Origin of the sequence: Delftia deserti (assembly GCF_042653485.1) — a bacterium.
In the GTDB taxonomy this organism is placed as follows: Bacteria; Pseudomonadota; Gammaproteobacteria; order Burkholderiales; family Burkholderiaceae_C; genus Comamonas; species Comamonas acidovorans.
Genome location: NZ_JBHSIH010000001.1, coordinates 6,965,637 through 6,987,165, shown reverse-complemented (window position 1 = coordinate 6,987,165; position 21,529 = coordinate 6,965,637). Strand labels below are relative to the sequence as shown.

Sequence of the window (21,529 nt, the reverse complement as noted above, 5' to 3'; positions counted from 1 at the left end):
CTACCCGCCCGTATGGAGGCACACTGAACGCCTGCATCAACCCCCGAGGCCCTCCGCATGCGTTCATCGCTAGATTTCAGTTCCTGGTCTTCGCTGCTGTCCACGGTGTTGGGCCTGTTGCTGGTCACCTGCCTGATGATGGGCATTCGCCTGCTGTTCATGCAGACCGTGCAAAAGCGACGCGAGCGTGAAAACCGCCAGATCAATGAACGCCTGAAGTCGCTTATCGCCGCCTACAAGACGCTGGGCGGCTCCTTCACGGGGACGCTGCATGTGAGTCCCCTGCACCTGCGCGATCTGCGCAGGCCTGCCGCCGACGACGCCGATGCACCACCGGCTTTTGGCAGCGAGCGACAACGGCGCATTCGCGATGCGGTCGAAGCCGCGCTGTCCGATGTCATCTTGCTGGGTACGCAAGACCAGGTGCGCATGGCCGCCCAGGCGGCCCAGGACATGGTGGCAGGCCAGCCTGTCGAGACTGCGGCACTCGTCACTTCGCTGCGCGCCTTCATCCGCGAAGCGCTGGATCTGGAGCCGATCCCCGACAGCCTGCATGTTCCCAACCAGGGCCCCACGCGTCCCGGCGGCACGGCGGGCGGGGCACGCAAAGGTGGTGCGGAAGCCGGCGCTTCGAGCAAGGGCGGTGGTGGCAGCAGAGGCGGCGCAGGAATGGGCGCCTCAGGCATGGGCGGCCTGGGCATGGGCGCCGGCCTCCGCCATGGAGACGATGGCACTCCCCCACCATGAAAACCTGCCGCACAGGGTCAAATCGCAAGCCACCGGGACGCCAACCCGCTTGCCGGGCGGACTTGACACTCGCCAGAAACAGCTAAGCCTGCGAGGTACCGGACGGCACCCCGCAGGCCTCGCCTGCCGGGCAGTCGTGCATGCACAGCATGCCTTTCCCCCGTCCTCCCCTTCCCACCGATTCGTATCAGGTCGTCACGACCTCACAGCTGCAGCTTGGCACTGGCCAACAGCACACCGAACCCCACCAACATGCCGCCAAAGGCCCTGTCTATCCAATGCCGCACGGCCAGCAACCGCGCACGAACCCGCTGGGCGGAAAAGCACATCGCCACAATGCAGAACCACGCCACATGGGCCATCGAGATGAATCCGCCATATGCCAGCTGCGTGGCCAGCGGCGTGTCCTGTCCCACGATCTGCAGGAACAGGCTGACCACGAATACCGTGGTCTTGGGATTGAGCGCATTCGTCAGAAAGCCCATGCGCAGTGCCGCCAGGTCGGAGAGCGCGGCCACGGGCTGGCTGGGCAAATCGCCCTCCGGACGGCTGCGCAACATGGTCACGCCCAAATAGATCAGATAGGCTGCCCCCAGCAGCTTGACCGCGTCGAACAACCAGGTGGACTGCTGCATGAGCAGCCCGACGCCGAGCAAGGTATAGCCGACATGGACCAGCACCCCCAGGCCAATGCCCAGTGCCGTGAGCAGGCCCGCGCGGCGCGAGCGCAGCAGGCTGTTGCGCGTGACCATGGCGAAATCCGCCCCTGGGCTGATGACAGCCAGCAAGGTAATGGTGACTACAGCTATCCACTCGGTCATCGGTGATCCATTCGATTCAATGCAACGCGCCTGATAGTATTGGGCTTCAGTGAAAATATATAACGATGTTTTCTGACACAGCTGGTGAACTCAACTCACACACTCCGAGCAAGCGACTGCCGTCGCTGCAGGCCTTGCGCTGCTTCGAAGCGGCCGCCCGACGGGAGAACTTCAGCAAGGCGGCGGAAGAACTGCATCTGACCCACGGCGCCATCAGCCGGGCCGTGCGCCTGCTGGAGGACGATCTGGGCGTGCCCCTGTTTGACCGCCGCAGCCGCCGCGTCTTCCTGACCGAGGCGGGCCGCCACCTGGCCCAGGCCGTGCACGAAGGTCTGGAGCGCATGCGCCAGGCCACGCAGGAGTTGCGCTCGCGCGCCCGGCAGGCGCGCCGCTGGGTGCTGTCCTGCGAGCCCACCTTGCTCATGCGCTGGCTGATCCCGCGCTGGCCCCAGTTCCAGGAACAGCACCCCGAGTTGCAGTTGCACCTGATGGCGGGCGGTGGGCCTTTCTCTTTCGCGGACGGCATCGATCTGGCCATACGACGCGATGACTTCTCTCCGCCAGCGGGCTGTCATGCAGAGACCCTGTTTGCCGAGCGCATAGGCCCGGTCTGCCGGCCCCAGCGGCTGGCGCAGTGGTGCATGCACTCCGACGAGGGGCATGCCACCGGGCTGCGCCCGGAGGCACCCTTGCTGCAAAGTCGCACCCGCCCGGAGGCCTGGTCCACCTGGGCAGAGCACAGCGGTCAGCCTCCACCATCGGGACCCCAGCTGCAGTTCGATCATTTCTATTTCAGCCTGCAGGCCGCCGTGGCCGGCATGGGGCTGGCCATCGGCCCCTGGCAACTGGTGCGCGACGACATCGCCAACGGTGTGCTGGCAGCGCCCATGGGCTTTGTCGAAGACGGTTCGCGCTACTGCCTGCTGTCCCCCGCTCCGCCCACGCCAGATGGCGTGCACGACCAATTGCTGCAGTGGCTGCGCGCCCAGGCCTGAACAGGTCTGCCCCCTTGCCGTGCCTGTGTCTGGACCGGTGTCTGGGCTGATGTCTGTGTCCTTATCTGCGTCTCCCAAAGCAGAAAGGCAGCCGAAGCTGCCTTTCTGTCCTTGCCTGGCCTGAAAGCCAGGCCTTGCGCCTACTTGCGCTGCGGCGGCAGGTCCGTGCAGGAGCCATGCGCCACCTCGGCCGCCATGCCCAGGCTTTCGCCCAGCGTGGGGTGGGGATGGATGGTCTTGCCGATGTCCACGGCATCGGCACCCATTTCGATGGCCAGCGCAATCTCGCCGATCATGTCGCCCGCGTGTGTGCCGACGATGCCGCCGCCCAGGATGCGGCCATGGCCGTGCGCCTCGGGGCTGTCATCGAACAGCAGCTTGGTGACGCCTTCGTCGCGGCCATTGGCAATGGCGCGGCCCGAAGCCGTCCAGGGGAACACACCCTTCTTGACCTTGATGCCCTGGGCCTTGGCCTGATCCTCGGTCAAACCCACCCATGCCACTTCAGGGTCGGTATAGGCCACGCTGGGGATCACGCGGGCATTGAAGGCGCTGGCGGCCAGCTCCTTGTTGCCCTGCAGTTCGCCGGCGATGACTTCGGCAGCCACATGGGCCTCGTGCACGGCCTTGTGCGCCAGCATGGGCTGGCCCACCACGTCGCCAATGGCGAAGATGTGGGGCACATTGGTGCGCATCTGGATATCGACTTCGATGAAGCCGCGGTCCGTGACGGCCACGCCGGCCTTCTCGGCAGCGATCTTCTTGCCGTTGGGCGTGCGGCCCACGGCCTGCAGAACCAGGTCGTAGACCTGGGGCTCGGGCACGGTGATGCCGTCCTTGGCAGGCGCGAAGCTGACCTTGATGCCTTCGGGCGTGGCTTCGGCACCCACGGTCTTGGTGTTGACCATGATGTTGTCGAAGCGCGGCGCGTTCATCTTCTGCCAAACCTTGACCAGGTCGCGGTCGGCGCCCTGCATGAGGCCGTCCATCATCTCCACCACGTCCAGGCGGGCGCCCAGCGTGGAGTAGACGGTACCCATTTCCAGGCCGATGATGCCGCCACCCAGGATCAGCATGCGCTTCGGAACACCGGCCAGGTCCAGCGCGCCGGTGGAGTCCACCACGCGCGGGTCCTTGGGCATGAAGGGCAGGTGCACGGCCTGACTGCCGGCGGCAATGATGGCGCGCTTGAACTGCACGATCTTCTTGCTGCCGGTCTTTTCCTGGCCGTCGCCCGTGGTCTCTTCCACTTCCAGGTGGTTGGCGCCGGCGAAATTGCCGTAGCCGCGCACCACGGTGACCTTGCGCATCTTGGCCATCTGGCCCAGGCCGCCGGTCAGCTTGCCGATGACCTTGTCCTTGTGTCCGCGCAGCTGGTCGATGTTGACCTCGGGCGCGCCGAACTTGACGCCGGCCACCTCCAGGTGCTTGACCTCGTCCACCACGGCCGCCACGTGCAGCAGCGCCTTGGACGGGATGCAGCCCACGTTCAGGCAGACGCCGCCAAGGGTCTTGTAGCGCTCGACGATGACCACGTTCAGGCCCAGGTCGGCCGCACGGAAGGCTGCCGAGTAGCCGCCAGGACCGCCGCCGAGCACGACCACGTCGCAGTCGTAATCGGCCGCGCCACCGGCGTAGCTGGCTGCGGTCGGAGCGGGAGCCGATGCTGCGGGCGCTGCAGCGGCAGGCGCTGGAGCCGCCGCTGCAGGGGCCGGTGCTGCCGCCTGGGGTGCGGCGGCCGCTTCGCCAGCGGCCTCCAGCGTCAGGATCAGGCCGCCTTCGGCGATCTTGTCGCCGATCTTGACCTTGAGTTCCTTGACCACGCCGGCATGGCTGGAGGGGATCTCCATGGAGGCCTTGTCGGACTCCACGGTGATCAGGGACTGGTCCTTGGCCACGGTGTCACCGGGCTGGACCAGCAGTTCGATCACGCCCACTTCGGCGAAGTCGCCGATGTCGGGCACCTTGATGTCGATGATTGCCATGTGTCGGGCCTCCGTTTACAGCAGGATGCGGCGGTAGTCCGCCAGCACTTGGCCCAGGAAGGCATTGAAGCGCGCGGCCGAGGCACCGTCGATGACACGGTGGTCATAGGACAGCGACAGCGGCAGCGTCAGGCGCGGCACGAATTGCTTGCCATCCCACACCGGCTTCATCTGGCCCTTGGACAGGCCGAGGATGGCCACTTCAGGGGCGTTGATGATGGGGGTGAAGTTCGTGCCGCCGATGCCGCCCAGCGACGAGATCGAGAAGCAGCCGCCCTGCATGTCGGCAGCGCCCAGCTTGCCGTCGCGGGCCTTCTTGGCCAGCTCGCCCATTTCCTGGCTGATCTGCAGGATGCCCTTCTTGTCGGCATCGCGCAGCACGGGGACCACCAGGCCATTGGGCGTGTCGGCCGCAAAGCCGACGTGGAAGTACTGCTTGTAGACCAGGGTGTCGCCGTCCAGCGAGGCATTGAACTCGGGGAACTTCTTGAGCGCCGCAACCACCGCCTTGATCACGAAGGCCAGCATGGTCACCTTGACGCCGCTCTTCTCGTTCTCCTTGTTGGTGGAGACACGGAAGGCTTCCAGGTCGGTGATGTCGGCCTCGTCATTGTTGGTGACGTGCGGGATCATGACCCAGTTGCGCGACAGGTTGGCGCCGCTGATCTTCTTGATGCGCGACAGGTCCTTGCGCTCGACCGGGCCGAACTTGGCGAAGTCCACCTTGGGCCAGGGCAGCAGGTCCAGACCTGCGCCGCCGCCGGAGCCGCCCTTGGGAGCGGTCGCGGCCTGGGCCTTGGTCTGCACGGCCCCCGCCATGACGGACTTGGTGAAAGCCTGGATGTCGTCGGCCGTGATGCGGCCCTTGTTGCCCGAGCCCTTGACCTCGTCCAGCGGCACACCCAGCTCGCGGGCGAACTTGCGTACCGAAGGCGACGCATGGGGCAGCTTGCCCGTGGGCGCCACGGTGGGGTTGTGCGCAGGTGCAGCGGCGGGAGCCGATGCTGCAGCGGCAGCCACGGGAGCTGCAGCGGCCGGGGCAGCAGCAGCCGGTGCAGGGGCTGCAGCAGCAGGTGCAGGGGCTGCAGCAGCAGGTGCCGGGGCCGCAGCCTGGGCTGCAGGCGCGGCGGCGCCCTGCACGCTCATCTGGCCGACCACGTCGCCCACGTTGACCGTGTCACCGATCTTGAGCGTCAGCGCCGTGATGGTGCCGGCCGCTGGCGACGGGATTTCCATCGAGGCCTTGTCGGATTCGACGGTGAACAGCGATTGCTCGGCCGTCACGGTGTCGCCGACCTTGACCAGCATCTCGATCACGGCCACGTCCTTGAAGTCGCCAATGTCGGGAATCTTGATGTCGATCTGCGTGGCGGCGCCCGAGGCCGCAGGCGCGGCGGCGGGAGCAGCGGCCGGCGCAGGCGCAGCCACCGGGGCCGGGGCTGCAGCGGCGGGGGCCGGTGCGGCGGCTGCAGGTGCCGGGGCAGCGGCTTCCGCCGACTCGACCACGGCAATGATGCTGCCCTGCTTGACCTTGTCGCCCATGTTGACGCGCAGTTCCTTGAGCACGCCAGCGTGGCTGGAGGGGATCTCCATGGAGGCCTTGTCGGACTCCACGGTGATCAGCGATTGCTCGGCCTTGATCTGATCGCCGGCCTTGACCAGCACTTCGATCACAGCAACTTCGTCGAAATCACCGATATCGGGGACTTGAATTTCTACCAATGCCATATGTGTCTCCCGTTCTTACTCAAGCGTGCAGCGGGTTGATCTTGTCGGCCTTGATGCCGTACTTGGCGATCGCTTCGGCCACGGTGGTGGCGTTGATCTTGCCTTCTTCGGCCAGCGCGCGCAGTGCGGCAACCACGATGTAGTGGCGATCCACTTCGAAGTGCTCGCGCAGCTTGCGGCGGAAGTCCGAACGGCCGAAGCCGTCGGTGCCCAGCACCTTGTAGGTGCGGCCCTTGGGCATGTAGGGGCGGATCTGCTCGGCGTAGGCCTTCATGTAGTCGGTGGATGCGATCACCGGGCCATTGTGCGACTGCAGCTGCTGCGTGACGAAGGGCACCTTCTGGGTGTCCAGCGGATGCAGCAGGTTCCAGCGGTCGGCATCCTGGCCGTCGCGGGTGAGTTCGTTGAAGCTCGGGCAGCTCCACACGTCGGCGGCAATGCCCCAGTCGGCCAGCAGCAGCTCCTGGGCGAAGAAGGATTCGCGCAGGATGGTGCCCGAACCCAGCAATTGCACGCGCAGGCCGCTTTCCGGCACCTTCTGGCCGGGCTTGCACAGGTACATGCCCTTGATGATCTGCTGCTCGGTGCCGGGCGTGAGGCCGGGCATGGCGTAGTTCTCGTTGAGCAGCGTGATGTAGTAGAAGACGTTTTCCTGGTTCTGCACCATGCGGCGCAGGCCGTCCTGCATGATCACGGCGACTTCGTGGGCGAAGGTCGGGTCGTAGCTCACGCAGTTGGGAATGGTGTTGGCCAGGATGTGGCTGTGGCCGTCTTCGTGCTGCAGGCCTTCGCCGTTCAGCGTGGTGCGACCCGAAGTGCCGCCCAGCAGGAAACCGCGCGCCTGCATGTCGCCGGCCGCCCAGGCCAGGTCACCGATGCGCTGGAAACCGAACATCGAGTAGTACACGTAGAACGGGATCATGATCCGGTTGCTCGTGCTGTAGCTCGTGGCTGCCGCGATCCAGCTGCTCATGCCGCCGGCTTCGTTGATGCCTTCCTGCAGGATCTGGCCAGCCTTGTCCTCGCGGTAGTACATCACCTGGTCCTTGTCGACCGGGGTGTACTGCTGTCCAGCGGGGTTGTAGATGCCGATCTGGCGGAACAGGCCTTCCATGCCGAAGGTACGGGCCTCGTCCACCAGGATGGGCACGACGCGCGGGCCGATTTCCTTGTCGCGCAGCAGCTGCGTGAGGAAGCGCACATAGGCCTGGGTGGTCGAGATCTCACGGCCTTCGGGCGTGGCTTCGAGGATGGCCTTGAAGGTATCCAGCGCAGGCGCCGTGAATTGCTCGCTGGCCTTCACGCGGCGGTGCGGCAGGTAGCCACCCAGGGCCTTGCGGCGCTCGTGCAGGTAGCGCATTTCCGGGGTATCGTCGGCCGGCTTGTAGAAAGGCAGGTCGGCGATCTGGCTGTCGGGGATTGGAATGTTGAAGCGGTCGCGGAAAGCCTTGATGTCCTCGTCGCCCAGCTTCTTGGTCTGGTGGACGGTGTTCTTGCCTTCACCGATCTTGCCCATGCCGAAGCCCTTGACGGTCTTGACCAGCAGCACGGTGGGCTGGCCCTTGTGCGAATTGGCAGCGTGGAAGGCCGCATAGACCTTTTGCGAATCGTGGCCGCCGCGGCGCAGGTTCCAGATCTCGTCGTCGCTCATGTGCTCGACCATCTTCAGCGCGCGCGGATCGCGGCCGAAGAAGTTCTTGCGCACGTAGGCGCCGTCATTGGCCTTGAACGACTGGTAGTCGCCGTCGTTGCACTCGGCCATGATCTTCTTGAGCACGCCGTCCTTGTCCTTGGCCAATAGCTCGTCCCAGCCCTTGCCCCACAGCAGCTTGATGACGTTCCAGCCGGAGCCGCGGAACTCGCCTTCAAGTTCCTGGATGATCTTGCCGTTGCCGCGCACCGGGCCGTCCAGGCGCTGCAGGTTGCAGTTGATCACGAAGATCAGGTTGTCCAGCTTCTCGCGCGCGGCCAGCGAGATCGCACCCAGCGACTCGACCTCGTCCATTTCGCCGTCGCCGCAGAACACCCAGACCTTGCGGCTTTCGGTGTCGGCAATGCCGCGGGCATGCAGGTACTTGAGGAAGCGCGCCTGGTAGATGGCCATCAGCGGGCCCAGGCCCATGGACACCGTAGGGAACTGCCAGAACTCGGGCATCAGCTTGGGGTGCGGGTAGCTGGACAGGCCCTTGCCGTCCACTTCCTGGCGGAAGTTCAGCAGTTGCTCTTCGGAAATGCGGCCCTCAAGGTAGGCGCGGGCATAGATGCCGGGCGAGACGTGGCCCTGGATGTACAGGCAGTCGCCGCCGTGGTTCTCGTTTTCGGCATGCCAGAAATGGTTGAAGCCGGCCGCGAACATGTTGGCCAGCGAGGCGAAGGAGCCGATGTGGCCGCCCAGGTCACCGCCTTCGGGCGGGTGCAGGCGGTTGGCCTTGACCACCATGGCCATGGCGTTCCAGCGCATGTAGGCGCGCAGACGACCTTCGATTTCCAGGTTGCCGGGACAGCGGGCTTCCTGCGAGGCCTCGATGGTGTTCACATAGCCGGTGTTGGCCGAGAAAGGCATGTCCACGCTGTTCTGGCGTGCGTGCTCGAGCAGGTCCTCGATCAGCTTGTGCGCGTACTCGGCGCCTTCACGATCGATGACGGCCGACAGGGCGTCCATCCATTCGCGCGATTCTTGTTGGTCCAGGCCGGCGGGAACGCCTGCATTGCCTTGCGGGTCAGTCTGAGCTGTCATGGGAATGTCTCCTTGCAGAAGGTAGCGTCTTGGGGTCGAACCAGTGAGCGGCACAGAGCGCCAACGCAGGCGGGTAGTTCACCACGCCTTGCGCGGCACAGACCCTGTCTGGCGAACTTGAAAATACCGATTCACTGCCTCAATGCTCGGCGAGTGTCGCATACTTTTTTCGAATTTCAAATGGTGCTTTCTGATTTCATAATTTGAAATTATGCTGCAAACGCACATACAGTGAAGACTCCAAAGAACGTCGCCGAAGCGCCTCCGTGGCGACTTCAATACTCCTTAAAAACAGTCAGACTCTCCCCTACACTGGGCGCATGCAATCCTCCCCTTCCGAGCACGGCACGCACAGCCCTGCCCCCATGGCAGGCGTGGCCGCGCCAGTGCGCTGGTGGCGCAGCTGGTGGCGCAGTCTTTCCCCCACGCGCCAGGACCGCTTCGCGGCCCTCGCCCCCCTCGCAGCCGTACTGATGTTCATGGCGGCCATCGTGGCCTCGTTCTGGTATCTGCGCATGGAGGAGATAGACCGCGAGAAGGAAGCGCTGCACCGCGACGTGGAATACGCCCAGCAACGCGTGCGCCTGCGCCTGCTGGAGCGCCAGGAGCAACTGATGCGCATGGCGCGCGACATCGGCAATCACGACCTGGGCGAGTCCGACTTCGCCAGCCGCGCCGAAGCACTCATCAGCCAGTACCCGGAACTGCAGTCCATCACCTGGATCGACGCACAGCGGCGCATCCTGGCCAGCCAGTCCGCACCCACCGTGAGCAGCGAGCAGCTGCGCATCCCGCGCGAAGTGCTGCGCGCCGGCGATGCGCTGGAGGCCTACCAGCTCGCGCGCGAGATGCAGCAACCCATCTACGTGCAGGGACTGGCCCACAAGGGGGAGGCAGCGCCGCTGCTGCAGCTGCATGTGCCGCTGGCACAGGACGGCCGCTATATCGGCGAACTGCTGGGCGAGTATTCGATCGACAGCCTGCTGCGCTACGGCACGCCTACCGAAATCATGGCCCGCTACGCCATGACCATGCTCGACAGCCGCGGCCAGGTGCTGGCAGGCACGCCGCTGACGCCGCGCAAGCAGACCGCCACCGAGCTGCTGCGCTGGCGCACCGTTGCCAATGAGGACGAGGCCCCCGTCGCCCCCGTGGGCAACAGCCTGGTGCTGCGCGCCCAGGCCTATCGCACCTCGCTGGGCGTGGTCGGCAGCGGCCTGTTCTGGCTGGTGGGCACGCTCAGTGCCATGACGGCATGGCTGCTGCTGGCCACCTGGCGCCACACGCGCCGCCGCCAGCGCGCCCAGGAGGCCCTGGTCGCCGAGACCAACTTCCGCCGCGCCATGGAAAACTCCGTGCTCACCGGCATGCGCGCGCTGGACCTGCAAGGCCGCATCACCTATGTGAATGCCGCCTTCTGCCAGATGACGGGCTGGAGCGAATCAGAGCTGGTCGGCCAGATGCCGCCCTACTCCTACTGGCCCGACAACGACTACGACAACCTGCACTCCAAGCTGCGCGAAGAGCTTTCGGGCAAGACCATCGTCGGCGGCTTCCAGGTGCGCGTGCAGCGCAAGAACGGCACGCAGTTCGATGCGCGCCTGTATGTCTCGCCGCTGATCGACGCCCATGGTCAGCACACGGGCTGGATGTCGTCCATGACCGACATCACCGAGCCCAACCGCATCCGCGAGCAGCTGTCCGCCTCCTACGAACGCTTCACCATCGTGCTGGAGGCGTTGGACGCCTCTGTGTCCGTCGCCCCGCTGGGCAGCGCCGAGCTGCTGTTCGCCAACAAGCTGTACCGGCAATGGTTCGGCTCGCAGACCGATGGCCACCTGCAGCTCGTTGCCCAGGCCGGCGTGCTGCCCGTGCGCTCGCAGCCGCAAGGCATGGACGACGAGGACGGCCTCATGGGCCTGCCCACCGACTCGCTGACCAGCGCACGCAGCGAAAACGCCGAGATCTACCTGCCCGAACTGGGCAAGTGGCTGGAAGTGCGATCGCGCTACCTGAGCTGGGTGGACGGCCGCCTGGCCCAGATGGTGATTGCCACCGACATCACGCCGCGCCGCCTGGCCGAGGAACAGGCCGATCGCCAGGCCGAGCATGCCCAGTCCGTCAGCCGTCTGATTACCATGGGCGAGATGGCCTCCAGCGTGGCCCATGAACTCAACCAGCCGCTGACCGCCATCAGCAACTACTGCAGCGGCATGCTCACCCGGCTCGAAAAGGGCACGCTGACCGAAGAGCAGATGAAGTTCGCGCTGGAGAAAACCGCCCACCAGGCGCAGCGCGCGGGGCAGATCATTTTGCGCATACGCTCCTTCGTCAAGCGCAGCGAGCCCAACCGCACCCTGGCCCAGGTCACCGACATGGTCAGCGAGGCCGTGGAGCTGGCCGGGATCGAGCTGCGCCGCCGCAATGTGCAGCTGACCTACCACGTGGCCGAGCGCATGCCGGCCATCATGGCCGACACCATCCTCATCGAGCAGGTGCTAGTCAACCTCATGAAGAACGGCGCCGAATCCATCGAACAGTCGGGCCGCCCCAGCCACCAGCGCAATGTGGAACTGCGTGTGGTGCCGCGCACCATCGAGGAGCAGCGCGTCATCGAATTCAACGTGCAGGACACCGGCAAGGGCCTGCCGCCCGAGGTGCTGGAGCGACTCTTCGAGGCCTTCTTCACCACCAAGAGCGAAGGCATGGGCATGGGCCTGAATCTGTGCCGCAGCATTGTCGAGTCCCACCAGGGCCGGATGCGTGCCGAGAACCTCTACAATGGTTCCGAGGTTGTCGGCTGCCGGTTTTCATTCTGGCTGCCGCTGGCCCCGCCGGGCGACGCGACAACGCCGGCAGCGACCATTGAACCCACAACAAGGACGATTGCATGAGCTTGATCCCGAAAAAAGGCACTGTGTACGTAGTTGATGACGACGAAGCGGTTCGTGATTCGTTGCAATGGTTGTTGGAGGGCAAGGACTATCGTGTGCGCTGCTTCGACTCGGCCGAGACCTTCCTCTCGCGCTACGACCCACGCGAGATCGCCTGCCTCATCGTCGACATCCGCATGGGCGGCATGACGGGCCTGGAGCTGCAGGACCGCCTGATCGAACGCAAGTCCCCCCTGCCCATCGTCTTCATCACCGGCCACGGCGACGTGCCCATGGCGGTGAACACCATGAAGAAGGGCGCACTGGACTTCATCCAGAAGCCGTTCAACGAAGAGGAACTGCTGAACCTGGTCGAGCGCATGCTGGACCATGCCCGCGAAGCCTTTGCCGGCCACCAGCAGGCCGCCAGCCGCGATGCGCTGCTGGCCAAGCTGACCAGCCGTGAAGCCCAGGTGCTGGAGCGCATCGTCGCCGGCCGGCTGAACAAGCAGATCGCCGACGATCTTGGCATCAGCATCAAGACGGTGGAGGCGCACCGCGCCAACATCATGGAAAAGCTCAACGCCAACACCGTGGCCGATCTGCTCAAGATCGCCCTGGGCCAGGGCCAGACCGCTGCGGCGGCCAAGGCAGCCGTCGCCGGATAAGCCAAGAGACACCACCGCTTTTTTCAAAGAGCTGCTAGCGCTTGATCAACAAGCCCTAGCAGCATTTTTATTGGTATTCACTGCAATGACAGCCCAACTCATCGACGGCAACGCCCTCTCCCGCCAACTGCGTGCCGAAGTCGCCCAGCGCGCCACAGCCCTGAAGGCCCACGGCACCACGCCCGGCCTGGCCGTGGTCCTGGTCGGCGACAACCCGGCCTCCCAGGTCTATGTGCGCAACAAGGTCAAGGCCTGCGAGGACGCTGGCTTTCATTCGGTGCTGGAGAAGTACGATGCCTCGATGACCGAGGCCGAACTGCTGGCCCGCGTCGAGGCGCTGAACAACGACCCGGCCATCCACGGCATCCTGGTCCAGCTCCCGCTGCCCGCACACATCGACGATCACAAGGTCATCGAGACCATTTCGCCGCTCAAGGACGTGGACGGCTTTCACGTGGCCAGCGCAGGCGCGCTGATGGTGGGCGAAGTCGGCTTCAAGGCCTGCACCCCCTACGGCTGCATGAAGATGCTGGAATCCATCGGCATGAAGGACCTGCGCGGCAAGCACGCCGTGGTCATCGGCCGCTCCAACATCGTCGGCAAGCCCATGGCCATGATGCTGCTGGCCGCCAATGCCACCGTGACCATCTGCCACAGCGGCACGGCCGATCTTGCCGCCATGACGCGCCAGGCCGATATCGTGGTCGCCGCCGTCGGCAAGCGCAACGTGCTGACGGCCGACATGTGCAAGCCCGGCGCCGTGGTCATCGACGTGGGCATGAATCGCAACGACGAAGGCAAGCTCTGCGGCGACGTGGACTTTGACGGCGTCAAGGAAGTGGCCGGCTTCATCACGCCCGTACCCGGCGGTGTCGGACCCATGACGATTACCATGCTGCTGGTCAACACCATGGAGGCGGCCGAGCGCGCCGCCGGCTGACCAGGAGCTGACAACCATCGGGCGGCTCCCTGGGGAGCCGCTTGATTTCAATGCACCCGACGGCATCTGACACGCATGAGCAATCCCCTCCTCGAATCCTCCGACCTGCCCCTGTTCGATCGCATACGCCCTGCCGATGTCGGCCCGGCCATCGATATCCTGCTGACCGGGGCCGCAGAGGCCCTGGAGACCGTCACGGCACCCGACTTTCCGGCGCGCTGGGATTCGATCTCGGCCGTGCTCGATGTCGCCACCGAGAAGCTGGGAACGGCCTGGGGCGCCGTCAGCCACCTCAACAGCGTGGCCGATACGCCAGAGCTGCGCGCCGCCTACAACGAGTCCTTGCCCAAGGTCACCGAATTCTGGACACGCCTGGGTGCCGACGAGCGCCTGTACGCCAAGTACAAGGCCATTGACCCCGCCACGCTCAATGTCGAGCAGCGTGCGGCCTGGGACCATGCCATGCGCAACTTCGTGCTCTCCGGCGCCGAGCTGCGGGGCGAGGACAAGCTGCGCTTTGCCAAGATCCAGGAACGTTCGGCCGAACTGACGCAGAAGTTCAGCGAGAACGCGCTCGACGCCACCGATGCATTCGCCTACTACGCCACGGCCGAAGAGCTGGACGGCGTGCCGCAGGATGTGCGCCAGGCAGCCCGCTCCGCCGCCGAAGCCGAAGGCAAGCAAGGCTTCAAGCTCACGCTGAAGATGCCCTGCTATCTGCCCGTGATGCAGTTCGCAGCCAGCAGTGCGCTGCGCGAGAAGCTCTACCGCGCCTATGTCACACGCGCCTCCGACCAGGCCGAGGGCGATGCCATCCGCTTCGACAACACGGCCAACATCTCGGAGATCCTGGCCCTGCGCAAGGAGGAGGCGCAGTTGCTGGGTTACCGCAATTTCGGCGAGATTTCGCTGGTTCCCAAGATGGCGCATTCGCCACAGCAGGTGATCGACTTTCTGCGCGATCTCGCGCACCGGGCCCGCCCCTATGCCGAGAAGGATGTCGCCGACCTGCGAGCCTTCGCACGCGATGAGCTGGGCCTGGCCGATCCCCAGCCCTGGGACTGGGCCTATGTCTCCGAAAAGCTCAAGGAGGCGCGCTATGCCTTCAGCGAGCAGGAGGTCAAGCAGTACTTCCCTGCGCCCAAGGTGCTGGCCGGCCTGTTCAAGATCGTCGAGACGCTGTTCGACGTGGCCATCCGCCGCGACGCGGCGCCGGTCTGGAATCCTGCCGTCGAGTTCTACCGCATCGAGCGCAGCACGCCGCAAGGCCCCGAGCTGGTCGGCCAGTTCTACCTGGACCAGCCGGCGCGATCGGGCAAGCGTGGCGGCGCCTGGATGGACGATGTGCGTACCCGCTGGCTGCGCCCCGACAACCACAGGCTGCAGACGCCGGTCGCTCACCTGGTCTGCAACTTCGCCACCGGCGTCGATGGCAAGCCTGCCCTGCTCACGCACGATGACGTGATCACGCTGTTCCATGAAACCGGCCACGGCCTGCACCACATGCTGACCCAGGTCAACGAGCGCGACGTCTCGGGCATCGCGGGCGTGGAATGGGATGCCGTGGAGCTGCCAAGCCAGTTCATGGAGAACTTCTGCTGGGAATGGGAAGTGCTCAGGCACATGACCGCCCACGTGGACAGCGGCGAGCCGCTGCCGCGCGCCCTGTACGACAAGATGATCGCGGCCAAGAACTTCCAGTCGGGCATGCAGACGCTGCGCCAGATCGAGTTCTCGCTGTTCGACATGCTGCTGCATACCGAGCATGATCCGAAGGCAGACATCATGCCGCTGCTGGCCCGCGTGCGCGCCGAGGTGGCCGTGCTGCCGTCTACCCCCTACAGCCGCTCGGCCCACACCTTCAGCCACATCTTTGCAGGCGGCTATGCAGCCGGCTACTACAGCTACAAGTGGGCCGAAGTCCTCTCGGCAGATGCCTATGCGGCCTTCGAGGAAACCATGCTCGCCGATGGAACGCCCAACCCCGAAACGGGCCGCCGCTACCGCGAGGCGATTCTGGAGGCCGGGGGCGCGCGCCCGGCCATGGAGTCGTTCAAGGCCTTCCGTGGCCGCGAACCCCAGCTGGATGCACTGTTGCGCCACCAGGGCATGGCCCGGGCCTGAGAGCCCGGCCCCAGGTCTGCAGCGCCCTGATGGGGCGCTTTTTCCTGGCCCGCCCAACGCGGCCGGATGCGCACCACCACATCCGGCTGTGCGGCAAGGCAGCCCTGGGTGGATGGCACGCTATGCTTGCAGGCACTCATGGTCAGGCATCCATCCAGCGGCGCATTGGCCATGCCTGGCACGCAACCCTTCTCTCCTTCAATCGAGATCGTCCATGCAGTCTTCACTCAGCTCTGGCCACGGCGCGCTGCGCCACCTGATGCCTTGCCTCGCCCTCGCCTGCCTTGCCACAGCACTGCCGGCCGGTGCGCAACAGGTGTACCGCATTGTCGGACCCGATGGAAAGGTCACTTTCTCGGACCGCCCGGCCCAAAGCGCCCAGCAGCAGGCAGCGCCTGCCGCCCCGTCAGTCGCGGGCACCGCTGACAGCAATGCCAACCTGCCCTATGCGCTGCGCCAGATCGCCGGCCGCTTTCCGGTAACGCTGTACACCTCGTCCGACTGCGCGCCCTGCGACAGCGCGCGCCAGTTGCTCCAAGCCAGAGGCATTCCCTATGCCGAGCGCCTGGTGCAGACCGAGGCGGACGCCGCTGCCCTGCAAAAGCTCAGCGGCCAGAACAGCCTGCCGTTTGCCACCGTTGGCAAGCAGTTCCTGAGCGGCTTCTCGTCCAGCGAATGGACCCAGTACCTGGACGCCGCAGGCTATCCCGCCACCTCGCAACTGCCTGCCCAGTACAGGCGTCCATCGGCACAGCCATTGACCACGCCTACGCCCGCTGCGTCGGCGGCTGCATCGGCGCGCACAGCAGCACCCGCCGCTGCCGAGGACCAGGGCAGCAGGCGCCTTCCCACGCCCGCCCCGGCGCCTGGTGCACGCACCAACGACAACCCCGCAGGCCTGAGCTTCTAGGCAAGCGCCTGCCGCAGCAATCACGAGCCCGGCAGTGGATTCCATGCTGTCCGATGTGGTCTGGACCATGGCAAGGCTTGCCACGCTTGTCGGCCTGCCCGCGCTCATCGTGTGGAGCCTGGTTGCAAGGCCTTCATGGCGAGAGCCTTTCAGGCTGGCCAGTCTGGTGCTGGTGCCTTGCCTGATCACGCTGTGGTTCATGCATGACGGAGGCCTGGGCAACGGCCTCAACCGCCTGGCCTACTACATGACGACGGCTGCGTTCCTTGCCGTCTACACGGGGCTGGCGGCCATCGCCCTGCTCATGCAGCGCCACAAGAAACAGCGCGCGCAAGCTTCGTTGCGCGCGCTGTGCCTGGGTGCAGTGGCCCTGCTCGCATGGATCACAGGCGCCGTGGCGTTCGAGAGCCTCGGCTAGCCGAGGCCGGGGGGCCTTCGCTCAATAGTTGAGCGTCTGCACGCCTTCGGGCGTGCCCAGCAGGCAGACCGATGCCTTCTGGTGCGCAAACACTCCCACGGTCACCACGCCAGGCCATTGGTTGACTTCGGACTCGAAGGCCAGCGGTTCGGAGATCTTCAGGCCGCGCACATCAAGAATGTGCTGGCCGTTGTCCGTCACCAGGGGCACGCCGTCCTTCATGCGGATCTCGGCGCGGCCACCCAGGGCCTTGAAGCGGTTCGCAATCTGGGCAGCCGCCATGGGAATCACCTCCACAGGCAGCGGAAAGTCTCCGAGCACCTCGACGCGCTTGGAGGCATCGGCAATGCAGACAAAGCGCTCGGCCAGCGCAGCGACGATCTTCTCGCGCGTCAGCGCGGCGCCGCCGCCCTTGACCATGTAGCCGCGGCCGTCGATCTCGTCGGCGCCGTCGATGTAGACCGACAGGCTGGCGACTTCGTTGGCATCCAGCACCTTGATGCCCAGCGCCTTCAGGCGCTCGGTGCTGGCCACGGAGCTGGACACGGCGCCCGGGATCCGGTCCTTGATGGTGGCCAGTGCATCGATGAACTTGTTGACCGTGGAGCCGGTGCCCACGCCGACGATTTCGCCGGGCACCACATAGGCCAGTGCGGCTTGCCCGACCAGGGCTTTGAGTTCATCTTGGGAAAAAGAGGCAGCAGATGTCGTCATGAGGGAAAATCCAGGTAATCCTTTGATTATCCCCATGTCTCTGATCCCCTACGCCCTGACCCGTCCCTTTCTCTTCGGCATGGACCCCGAATCCGCCCACGATCTCACGATGAGCCTGATGGCAAAGGGGCAGAACACGCTCCTGCAGCAGGCATGGGCACAGCCCATGGTGAGTGACCCCGTCGAACTTGCCGGCCTCAGGTTCCCCAACCGCGTGGGCATGGCAGCGGGTCTGGACAAGAATGCACGCTGCATCGACGCGCTGGCCGCCATGGGCTTCGGCTTCGTCGAGGTGGGCACCGTGACACCCCGCCCGCAACCCGGCAATCCCAAGCCGCGCATGTTCCGCATTCCCGAACGCAATGCGCTGATCAACCGCCTGGGCTTCAACAACGAAGGCCTGGATGCCTTCCTGAGCAACGTCAGGCGCTCACAGGCCCGCGCCCAGGGCAAGCCCATGCTGCTGGGGCTGAACATCGGCAAGAACGCCACCACTCCCATCGAAGACGCCACCAGCGACTACCTCAAGGCGCTGGACGGCGTGTACCCGCATGCCGACTACGTGACGGTGAACATCAGCTCGCCCAACACCAAGAACCTGCGCGCCCTGCAAAGCGACGAAGCGCTGGACGCCCTGCTGGGTGCGATTGCCGAGCGCCGCGAGCAGCTGGCCACGCAGCATGGCAAGCGGGTGCCGGTGTTCGTGAAGATCGCACCCGATCTCGATGAGGAGCAGGTCGGCGTCATCGCCACCACGCTGCAGCGCCATGGCATGGATGGTGTGATCGCCACCAACACCACGATCAGCCGGGAAGCCGTCAAGGGCCTGCCCCACGCGCAGGAAACGGGAGGCCTGTCCGGCGCGCCGGTGCTGGAAGCCAGCAACCAGGTCATCCGCCAGCTGCGTTCCGCCCTGGGCAGCCGCTACCCCATCATCGGCGTGGGCGGCATTCTCAGCGGCGAGGATGCCGTCAGCAAGATCCGCGCAGGCGCCGACGTGGTCCAGATCTACAGCGGCCTGATCTACCGAGGCCCTGCCCTGGTGCCCGAGACCGCACGCGCCATAGCCCAGCTGCGTTGAGGCCGGTGCCAGAAAGACAGTTGCCGGGCAGTAGCCAGGTGGCTGCCTGGCCGTTTCCAGCCAAGGCAGGCTCGTCCAAGACACCACCGCCAGCGCTGCCGCACTGAATGCAGAACGCGAAAACGCCCGGCGTGCCGGGCGTTTTCTTTGGGAGAGAAGCAGGCTTCTCGGCCCTCAACCCCTGCGCTGCTGCCAGCGCAGGATCAGGGGCATGACGGTGGTGCCGAATCGCAGCAGCTTGCGCGGGCCCACCATCAGTGCGGCACCGGCCGCCACGGCCACGGCCACGGGATGCAGGCGCGCAAAGGTGATGGCACGCTCCACCAGCGGCGCGTCGGGCTGCACCTGGGTGGCAGAGCGGCTCAATGCCCGGGCCTGGGCCACGGCCGCAGAGCGCGCCTTGAGGCGCTCGCGCTGCTGGGCAATGCGTTGCATCACCTGCTGCTGCTCAACGGTGGATGTGGCCCAGAGCTGCGCATTGAGCCCCGTGGGCGCGGGCGGCGCGATGGCGTTGCGGGACGGGGAAGCGTTGGAAGCATCGACCATGGCTACAGCCTCTTCTTCAGCGCCTGCCAGTCCTGGCTCAGCTCGTTGCGGGTAAGGATGAAGGGGCGGGCCAGCCGGCGCACGGCGGCAAGCAATTGCCACAGGGCGATGGCCCAGACCGCCAGCCAGCCGCCGCCGACCAGCCAGGCCACCAGCACGCGGTGCTCGGTATCCCAGAACTGCACGAGCAAGGCCACCGACAGCGTGAGCATCACCACGACGCTGAGTCCAGCGAGCGCAATCAGCAGCACGACCACCGTCTGCATGCTGCGCTTGTGCTCGGCCCACTCAAGCCGGGCGAGGTCCGTCCGGTCCTCTGCGGCGATGGCCAGCTCGATCACGGAAGCGCGCCAGCGCGCCACCCAGGCATCCAAACCCAGAAGGGAAATCCAATTCACAGGCATCCTTTTCTGGTCAGGCATGCCGTTGATCAGCGACGGCCCAGCAGGAAGCCCAGCAAGGCACCCATGGCAAGGGCAGCGCCTGCGACGCGCCACGGCTCATCGTGGGCGTAGCGATCGGCAGCGTAGGCGGCATCCTTGGCCTGGCGGGCCGCTTCCTGCGCCGCACGCACGGCGGACTCACGCACATTGGACATGCCATCATCGATACGCTGGCGCAGCATATGGATTTCCGGCACTGCATCCAGCTCCTTGGCAGACAGCAGACCACGCAGGTCGCCGACCAGCTTTTCAAGATCGGCTTGTGCGGTGGAGACGGTGTCAGTGATCGATTTCGTCATGATGAGCCTTTCTATTGAGGTGAAAACAAATACAGCGGGGAGCAGGCAATCATGTCGCCCGATACCTGTCACGCAACATGGGCAGGGCCCTTGTTACATACAAGCATCTTATCCAATTGTTCCCGGGCTTCCGGGAAGCGAGGGGGCCTGCGCCTTGTCAGACAAGGCCTGCCGTGGCCGTGTGTCTTGAACCGGCAGATCCTCAGGCCAGCAATTGCGCCACATGCGCGCCAATGGCCAGGCAGCTCGTCAATCCCGGTGACTCGATGCCCAGCAGTTGCACCACGCCCGCAACGCCATGGCTCCGAGGCCCCTGGATCACGAAGTCTGCGGCGGCCTCGCCGGGGCCGCTGATCTTGGGCCGGATTCCTGCATAGCCAGGCTCCAGGGAGGCGTCGGGCAGCTCAGGCCAGTAGCGACGGATCTCCGCATAGAAGGCCTCTGCACGCGCCGGATCCACTTGCAGATCGTCCGCGCCATCGACCCACTGCACATCAGGGCCGAACTTCGCCTGCCCTCCCATGTCCAGGGTCAGGTGCACGCCCAGACCCGCCGCCTCGGGCACCGGGTAGATCAGTCGCGAGAACGGCGCACGCCCCGCCAGCGTGAAATAGTTGCCCTTGGCGTAGTAGGCATGGGGCACGTACTGCGACGGCAAGCCCCGGATGCGTGATGCCAGCGCCGGTGCCTGCAGCCCTGCGGCATTGACCAGCGTGCTGGCCGTCAATTCCGTGCCGTCCTCCGTGCGCAGCCAGATGCCGTCCGACACGGCGGCCGCCTCCTGCACCTGGGCATGGCAGACCACCATGCCACCCGCGTGCTCCAGATCGCCCTGCAAGGCCAGCATCAACCCATGGCTGTCGATGATGCCGGTGCTCGGCGAAGACAGGGCCGCCACGCATTGCAGCGCGGGCTCCAGGCTCCGGGCCTCGTCACGCTCCAGCCAGCGCAGATCATGGACGCCATTGGCCTCGGCCTTGCGTGCAATGGCCTGCAGCTGCCCACGCTGCGCCTCATCCGTCGCGACGATGAGCTTGCCGCAACGCCGGTACTCGACGCCGCGCTCTTCGCAGTAGGCATACAGCCGCTGCCGGCCTTCGACGCACAGACGCGCCTTCAGGGAATCCTGCGGATAGTAGATGCCCGCATGGATGACCTCGCTGTTGCGCGAGCTGGTACCTGTACCTATGGCCTCGGCCGCCTCCAGCACCATCACCCCCCTGCCCTGCAAGGCCAGCGCCCTGGCCACCGCGAGCCCCACGACCCCTGCCCCGACCACCACGCAATCGACTTGTTCGCTCATCTTGTCCGCCTGTTTTTCACCAGACTGTCGATTATCGGCGCGCCTGGCAGGCCGCGAGAGACCGTCCTTCACGGCGCCTGTGACCGCGCGCGCCATTCCCTGCCCTGTCTGATCCGGCACGAACAATTGCGCCCACAGTCGAGAACGATTCTCAGTTAACTTTGCCAATCCAATGCTTCCCCGGCCGTGACCATACG

18 protein-coding genes are annotated in these 21,529 nt (G+C 65.5%); 9 read left to right on the top strand and 9 right to left on the bottom strand.

Translation table 11 applies throughout. The annotated features are described in order from the left end of the window. The first annotated feature begins 57 nt into the window (after positions 1-57). Entirely contained in the window at positions 58-747 is a 690-nt protein-coding gene (locus tag ACFPFG_RS32785; RefSeq protein WP_380110040.1) for a hypothetical protein, read from the top strand. A gap of 203 nt (positions 748-950) precedes the next feature. Here the strand turns inward: ACFPFG_RS32785 and ACFPFG_RS32780 are convergent, their stop codons facing one another. Further along, on the bottom strand, positions 951-1,568 hold the full coding sequence (locus ACFPFG_RS32780) for a LysE family translocator (protein WP_183021991.1): 618 nt from the start codon (positions 1,566-1,568) through the stop codon (positions 951-953). A 65-nt stretch (positions 1,569-1,633) separates the two neighbouring features. Here ACFPFG_RS32780 and ACFPFG_RS32775 point away from each other — a divergent pair, with 65 nt between their 5' ends. Beyond that, positions 1,634-2,563 carry a LysR family transcriptional regulator gene (locus ACFPFG_RS32775; RefSeq protein ID WP_374617700.1) on the top strand — a complete coding sequence of 310 codons (930 nt, stop codon included), beginning with the start codon at positions 1,634-1,636 and terminating at the stop codon, positions 2,561-2,563. Positions 2,564-2,703: 140 nt separating this feature from the next. Here the strand turns inward: ACFPFG_RS32775 and lpdA are convergent, their stop codons facing one another. Genes lpdA through aceE form a run of 3 tightly spaced genes read right to left on the bottom strand, consistent with a single transcriptional unit; the run spans position 2,704 to position 9,013 of the window. Further along, the gene (lpdA, locus tag ACFPFG_RS32770) at positions 2,704-4,548 is read right to left on the bottom strand and encodes a dihydrolipoyl dehydrogenase (RefSeq protein WP_183021989.1); all 1,845 of its coding nucleotides are present in this window, start codon (positions 4,546-4,548) and stop codon (positions 2,704-2,706) included. 15 nt (positions 4,549-4,563) lie between these two features. Beyond that, on the bottom strand, positions 4,564-6,276 hold the full coding sequence (aceF, locus tag ACFPFG_RS32765; protein WP_380110037.1) for a dihydrolipoyllysine-residue acetyltransferase: 1,713 nt from the start codon (positions 6,274-6,276) through the stop codon (positions 4,564-4,566). Between the two features lie 19 nt (positions 6,277-6,295). Continuing rightward, positions 6,296-9,013: a pyruvate dehydrogenase (acetyl-transferring), homodimeric type gene (gene aceE / locus ACFPFG_RS32760; protein WP_183021987.1), complete on the bottom strand. Its 2,718-nt coding sequence runs from the start codon at positions 9,011-9,013 to the stop codon at positions 6,296-6,298. Positions 9,014-9,333: 320 nt separating this feature from the next. On the opposite strand from aceE, the gene ACFPFG_RS32755 reads away from it, so the two are divergent. From ACFPFG_RS32755 to ACFPFG_RS32730, 6 genes are all read left to right on the top strand, one after another. Continuing rightward, positions 9,334-11,907 carry a PAS domain-containing sensor histidine kinase gene (locus tag ACFPFG_RS32755; RefSeq protein ID WP_183021986.1) on the top strand — a complete coding sequence of 858 codons (2,574 nt, stop codon included), beginning with the start codon at positions 9,334-9,336 and terminating at the stop codon, positions 11,905-11,907. Then, complete coding sequence (locus tag ACFPFG_RS32750) at positions 11,904-12,554, top strand: response regulator transcription factor (RefSeq protein ID WP_012205807.1); 651 nt, start codon at positions 11,904-11,906, stop codon at positions 12,552-12,554. The genes ACFPFG_RS32755 and ACFPFG_RS32750 overlap by 4 nt, the downstream gene beginning before the upstream one ends. A gap of 85 nt (positions 12,555-12,639) precedes the next feature. Continuing rightward, positions 12,640-13,494 carry a bifunctional methylenetetrahydrofolate dehydrogenase/methenyltetrahydrofolate cyclohydrolase FolD gene (gene folD, locus ACFPFG_RS32745; protein ID WP_183021985.1) on the top strand — a complete coding sequence of 285 codons (855 nt, stop codon included), beginning with the start codon at positions 12,640-12,642 and terminating at the stop codon, positions 13,492-13,494. 75 nt (positions 13,495-13,569) lie between these two features. Beyond that, positions 13,570-15,618: a M3 family metallopeptidase gene (locus ACFPFG_RS32740; RefSeq protein ID WP_312371973.1), complete on the top strand. Its 2,049-nt coding sequence runs from the start codon at positions 13,570-13,572 to the stop codon at positions 15,616-15,618. A 214-nt stretch (positions 15,619-15,832) separates the two neighbouring features. Continuing rightward, positions 15,833-16,528, top strand: a complete 696-nt coding sequence (locus tag ACFPFG_RS32735; RefSeq protein ID WP_380110033.1) for a glutaredoxin family protein — start codon at positions 15,833-15,835, stop codon at positions 16,526-16,528. A 43-nt stretch (positions 16,529-16,571) separates the two neighbouring features. Then, positions 16,572-16,946 carry a hypothetical protein gene (locus tag ACFPFG_RS32730; protein ID WP_220808979.1) on the top strand — a complete coding sequence of 125 codons (375 nt, stop codon included), beginning with the start codon at positions 16,572-16,574 and terminating at the stop codon, positions 16,944-16,946. Between the two features lie 21 nt (positions 16,947-16,967). On the opposite strand, the gene rpiA is transcribed toward ACFPFG_RS32730, so the two are convergent. Beyond that, positions 16,968-17,660, bottom strand: coding sequence for a ribose-5-phosphate isomerase RpiA (gene rpiA / locus ACFPFG_RS32725; protein WP_312371976.1), 693 nt, complete (start codon positions 17,658-17,660; stop codon positions 16,968-16,970). Between the two features lie 34 nt (positions 17,661-17,694). Between rpiA and ACFPFG_RS32720 the strand changes: the two genes are divergently transcribed. Further along, positions 17,695-18,741, top strand: coding sequence for a quinone-dependent dihydroorotate dehydrogenase (locus tag ACFPFG_RS32720; RefSeq protein WP_183021980.1), 1,047 nt, complete (start codon positions 17,695-17,697; stop codon positions 18,739-18,741). Between the two features lie 174 nt (positions 18,742-18,915). Here ACFPFG_RS32720 and ACFPFG_RS32715 read toward each other — a convergent pair whose 3' ends face one another. From ACFPFG_RS32715 to ACFPFG_RS32700, 4 genes are all read right to left on the bottom strand, one after another. Next, positions 18,916-19,287 (bottom strand): hypothetical protein, encoded by a 372-nt coding sequence (locus ACFPFG_RS32715; RefSeq protein ID WP_183021979.1) that lies wholly within the window; start codon positions 19,285-19,287, stop codon positions 18,916-18,918. Positions 19,288-19,289: 2 nt separating this feature from the next. Then, positions 19,290-19,709, bottom strand: coding sequence for a phage holin family protein (locus tag ACFPFG_RS32710; RefSeq protein ID WP_183021978.1), 420 nt, complete (start codon positions 19,707-19,709; stop codon positions 19,290-19,292). An 8-nt stretch (positions 19,710-19,717) separates the two neighbouring features. Beyond that, positions 19,718-20,029, bottom strand: coding sequence for a DUF883 domain-containing protein (locus ACFPFG_RS32705; protein ID WP_012205816.1), 312 nt, complete (start codon positions 20,027-20,029; stop codon positions 19,718-19,720). A 202-nt stretch (positions 20,030-20,231) separates the two neighbouring features. After that, complete coding sequence (locus tag ACFPFG_RS32700; protein ID WP_183021977.1) at positions 20,232-21,332, bottom strand: NAD(P)/FAD-dependent oxidoreductase; 1,101 nt, start codon at positions 21,330-21,332, stop codon at positions 20,232-20,234. Positions 21,333-21,529: the final 197 nt, after the last annotated feature.

Bases quoted from the DNA above. Each gene is read 5' to 3' on its own strand.
- ACFPFG_RS32785 (WP_380110040.1), top strand. From the start codon at position 58: ATGCGTTCATCGCTAGATTTCAGTTCCTGGTCTTCGCTGCTGTCCACG.
- ACFPFG_RS32780 (WP_183021991.1), bottom strand. From the start codon at position 1,568: ATGACCGAGTGGATAGCTGTAGTCACCATTACCTTGCTGGCTGTCATC.
- ACFPFG_RS32775 (WP_374617700.1), top strand. From the start codon at position 1,634: ATGTTTTCTGACACAGCTGGTGAACTCAACTCACACACTCCGAGCAAG.
- lpdA (WP_183021989.1), bottom strand. From the start codon at position 4,548: ATGGCAATCATCGACATCAAGGTGCCCGACATCGGCGACTTCGCCGAA.
- aceF (WP_380110037.1), bottom strand. From the start codon at position 6,276: ATGGCATTGGTAGAAATTCAAGTCCCCGATATCGGTGATTTCGACGAA.
- aceE (WP_183021987.1), bottom strand. From the start codon at position 9,013: ATGACAGCTCAGACTGACCCGCAAGGCAATGCAGGCGTTCCCGCCGGC.
- ACFPFG_RS32755 (WP_183021986.1), top strand. From the start codon at position 9,334: ATGCAATCCTCCCCTTCCGAGCACGGCACGCACAGCCCTGCCCCCATG.
- ACFPFG_RS32750 (WP_012205807.1), top strand. From the start codon at position 11,904: ATGAGCTTGATCCCGAAAAAAGGCACTGTGTACGTAGTTGATGACGAC.
- folD (WP_183021985.1), top strand. From the start codon at position 12,640: ATGACAGCCCAACTCATCGACGGCAACGCCCTCTCCCGCCAACTGCGT.
- ACFPFG_RS32740 (WP_312371973.1), top strand. From the start codon at position 13,570: ATGAGCAATCCCCTCCTCGAATCCTCCGACCTGCCCCTGTTCGATCGC.
- ACFPFG_RS32735 (WP_380110033.1), top strand. From the start codon at position 15,833: ATGCAGTCTTCACTCAGCTCTGGCCACGGCGCGCTGCGCCACCTGATG.
- ACFPFG_RS32730 (WP_220808979.1), top strand. From the start codon at position 16,572: ATGCTGTCCGATGTGGTCTGGACCATGGCAAGGCTTGCCACGCTTGTC.
- rpiA (WP_312371976.1), bottom strand. From the start codon at position 17,660: ATGACGACATCTGCTGCCTCTTTTTCCCAAGATGAACTCAAAGCCCTG.
- ACFPFG_RS32720 (WP_183021980.1), top strand. From the start codon at position 17,695: ATGTCTCTGATCCCCTACGCCCTGACCCGTCCCTTTCTCTTCGGCATG.
- ACFPFG_RS32715 (WP_183021979.1), bottom strand. From the start codon at position 19,287: ATGGTCGATGCTTCCAACGCTTCCCCGTCCCGCAACGCCATCGCGCCG.
- ACFPFG_RS32710 (WP_183021978.1), bottom strand. From the start codon at position 19,709: ATGCCTGACCAGAAAAGGATGCCTGTGAATTGGATTTCCCTTCTGGGT.
- ACFPFG_RS32705 (WP_012205816.1), bottom strand. From the start codon at position 20,029: ATGACGAAATCGATCACTGACACCGTCTCCACCGCACAAGCCGATCTT.
- ACFPFG_RS32700 (WP_183021977.1), bottom strand. From the start codon at position 21,332: ATGAGCGAACAAGTCGATTGCGTGGTGGTCGGGGCAGGGGTCGTGGGG.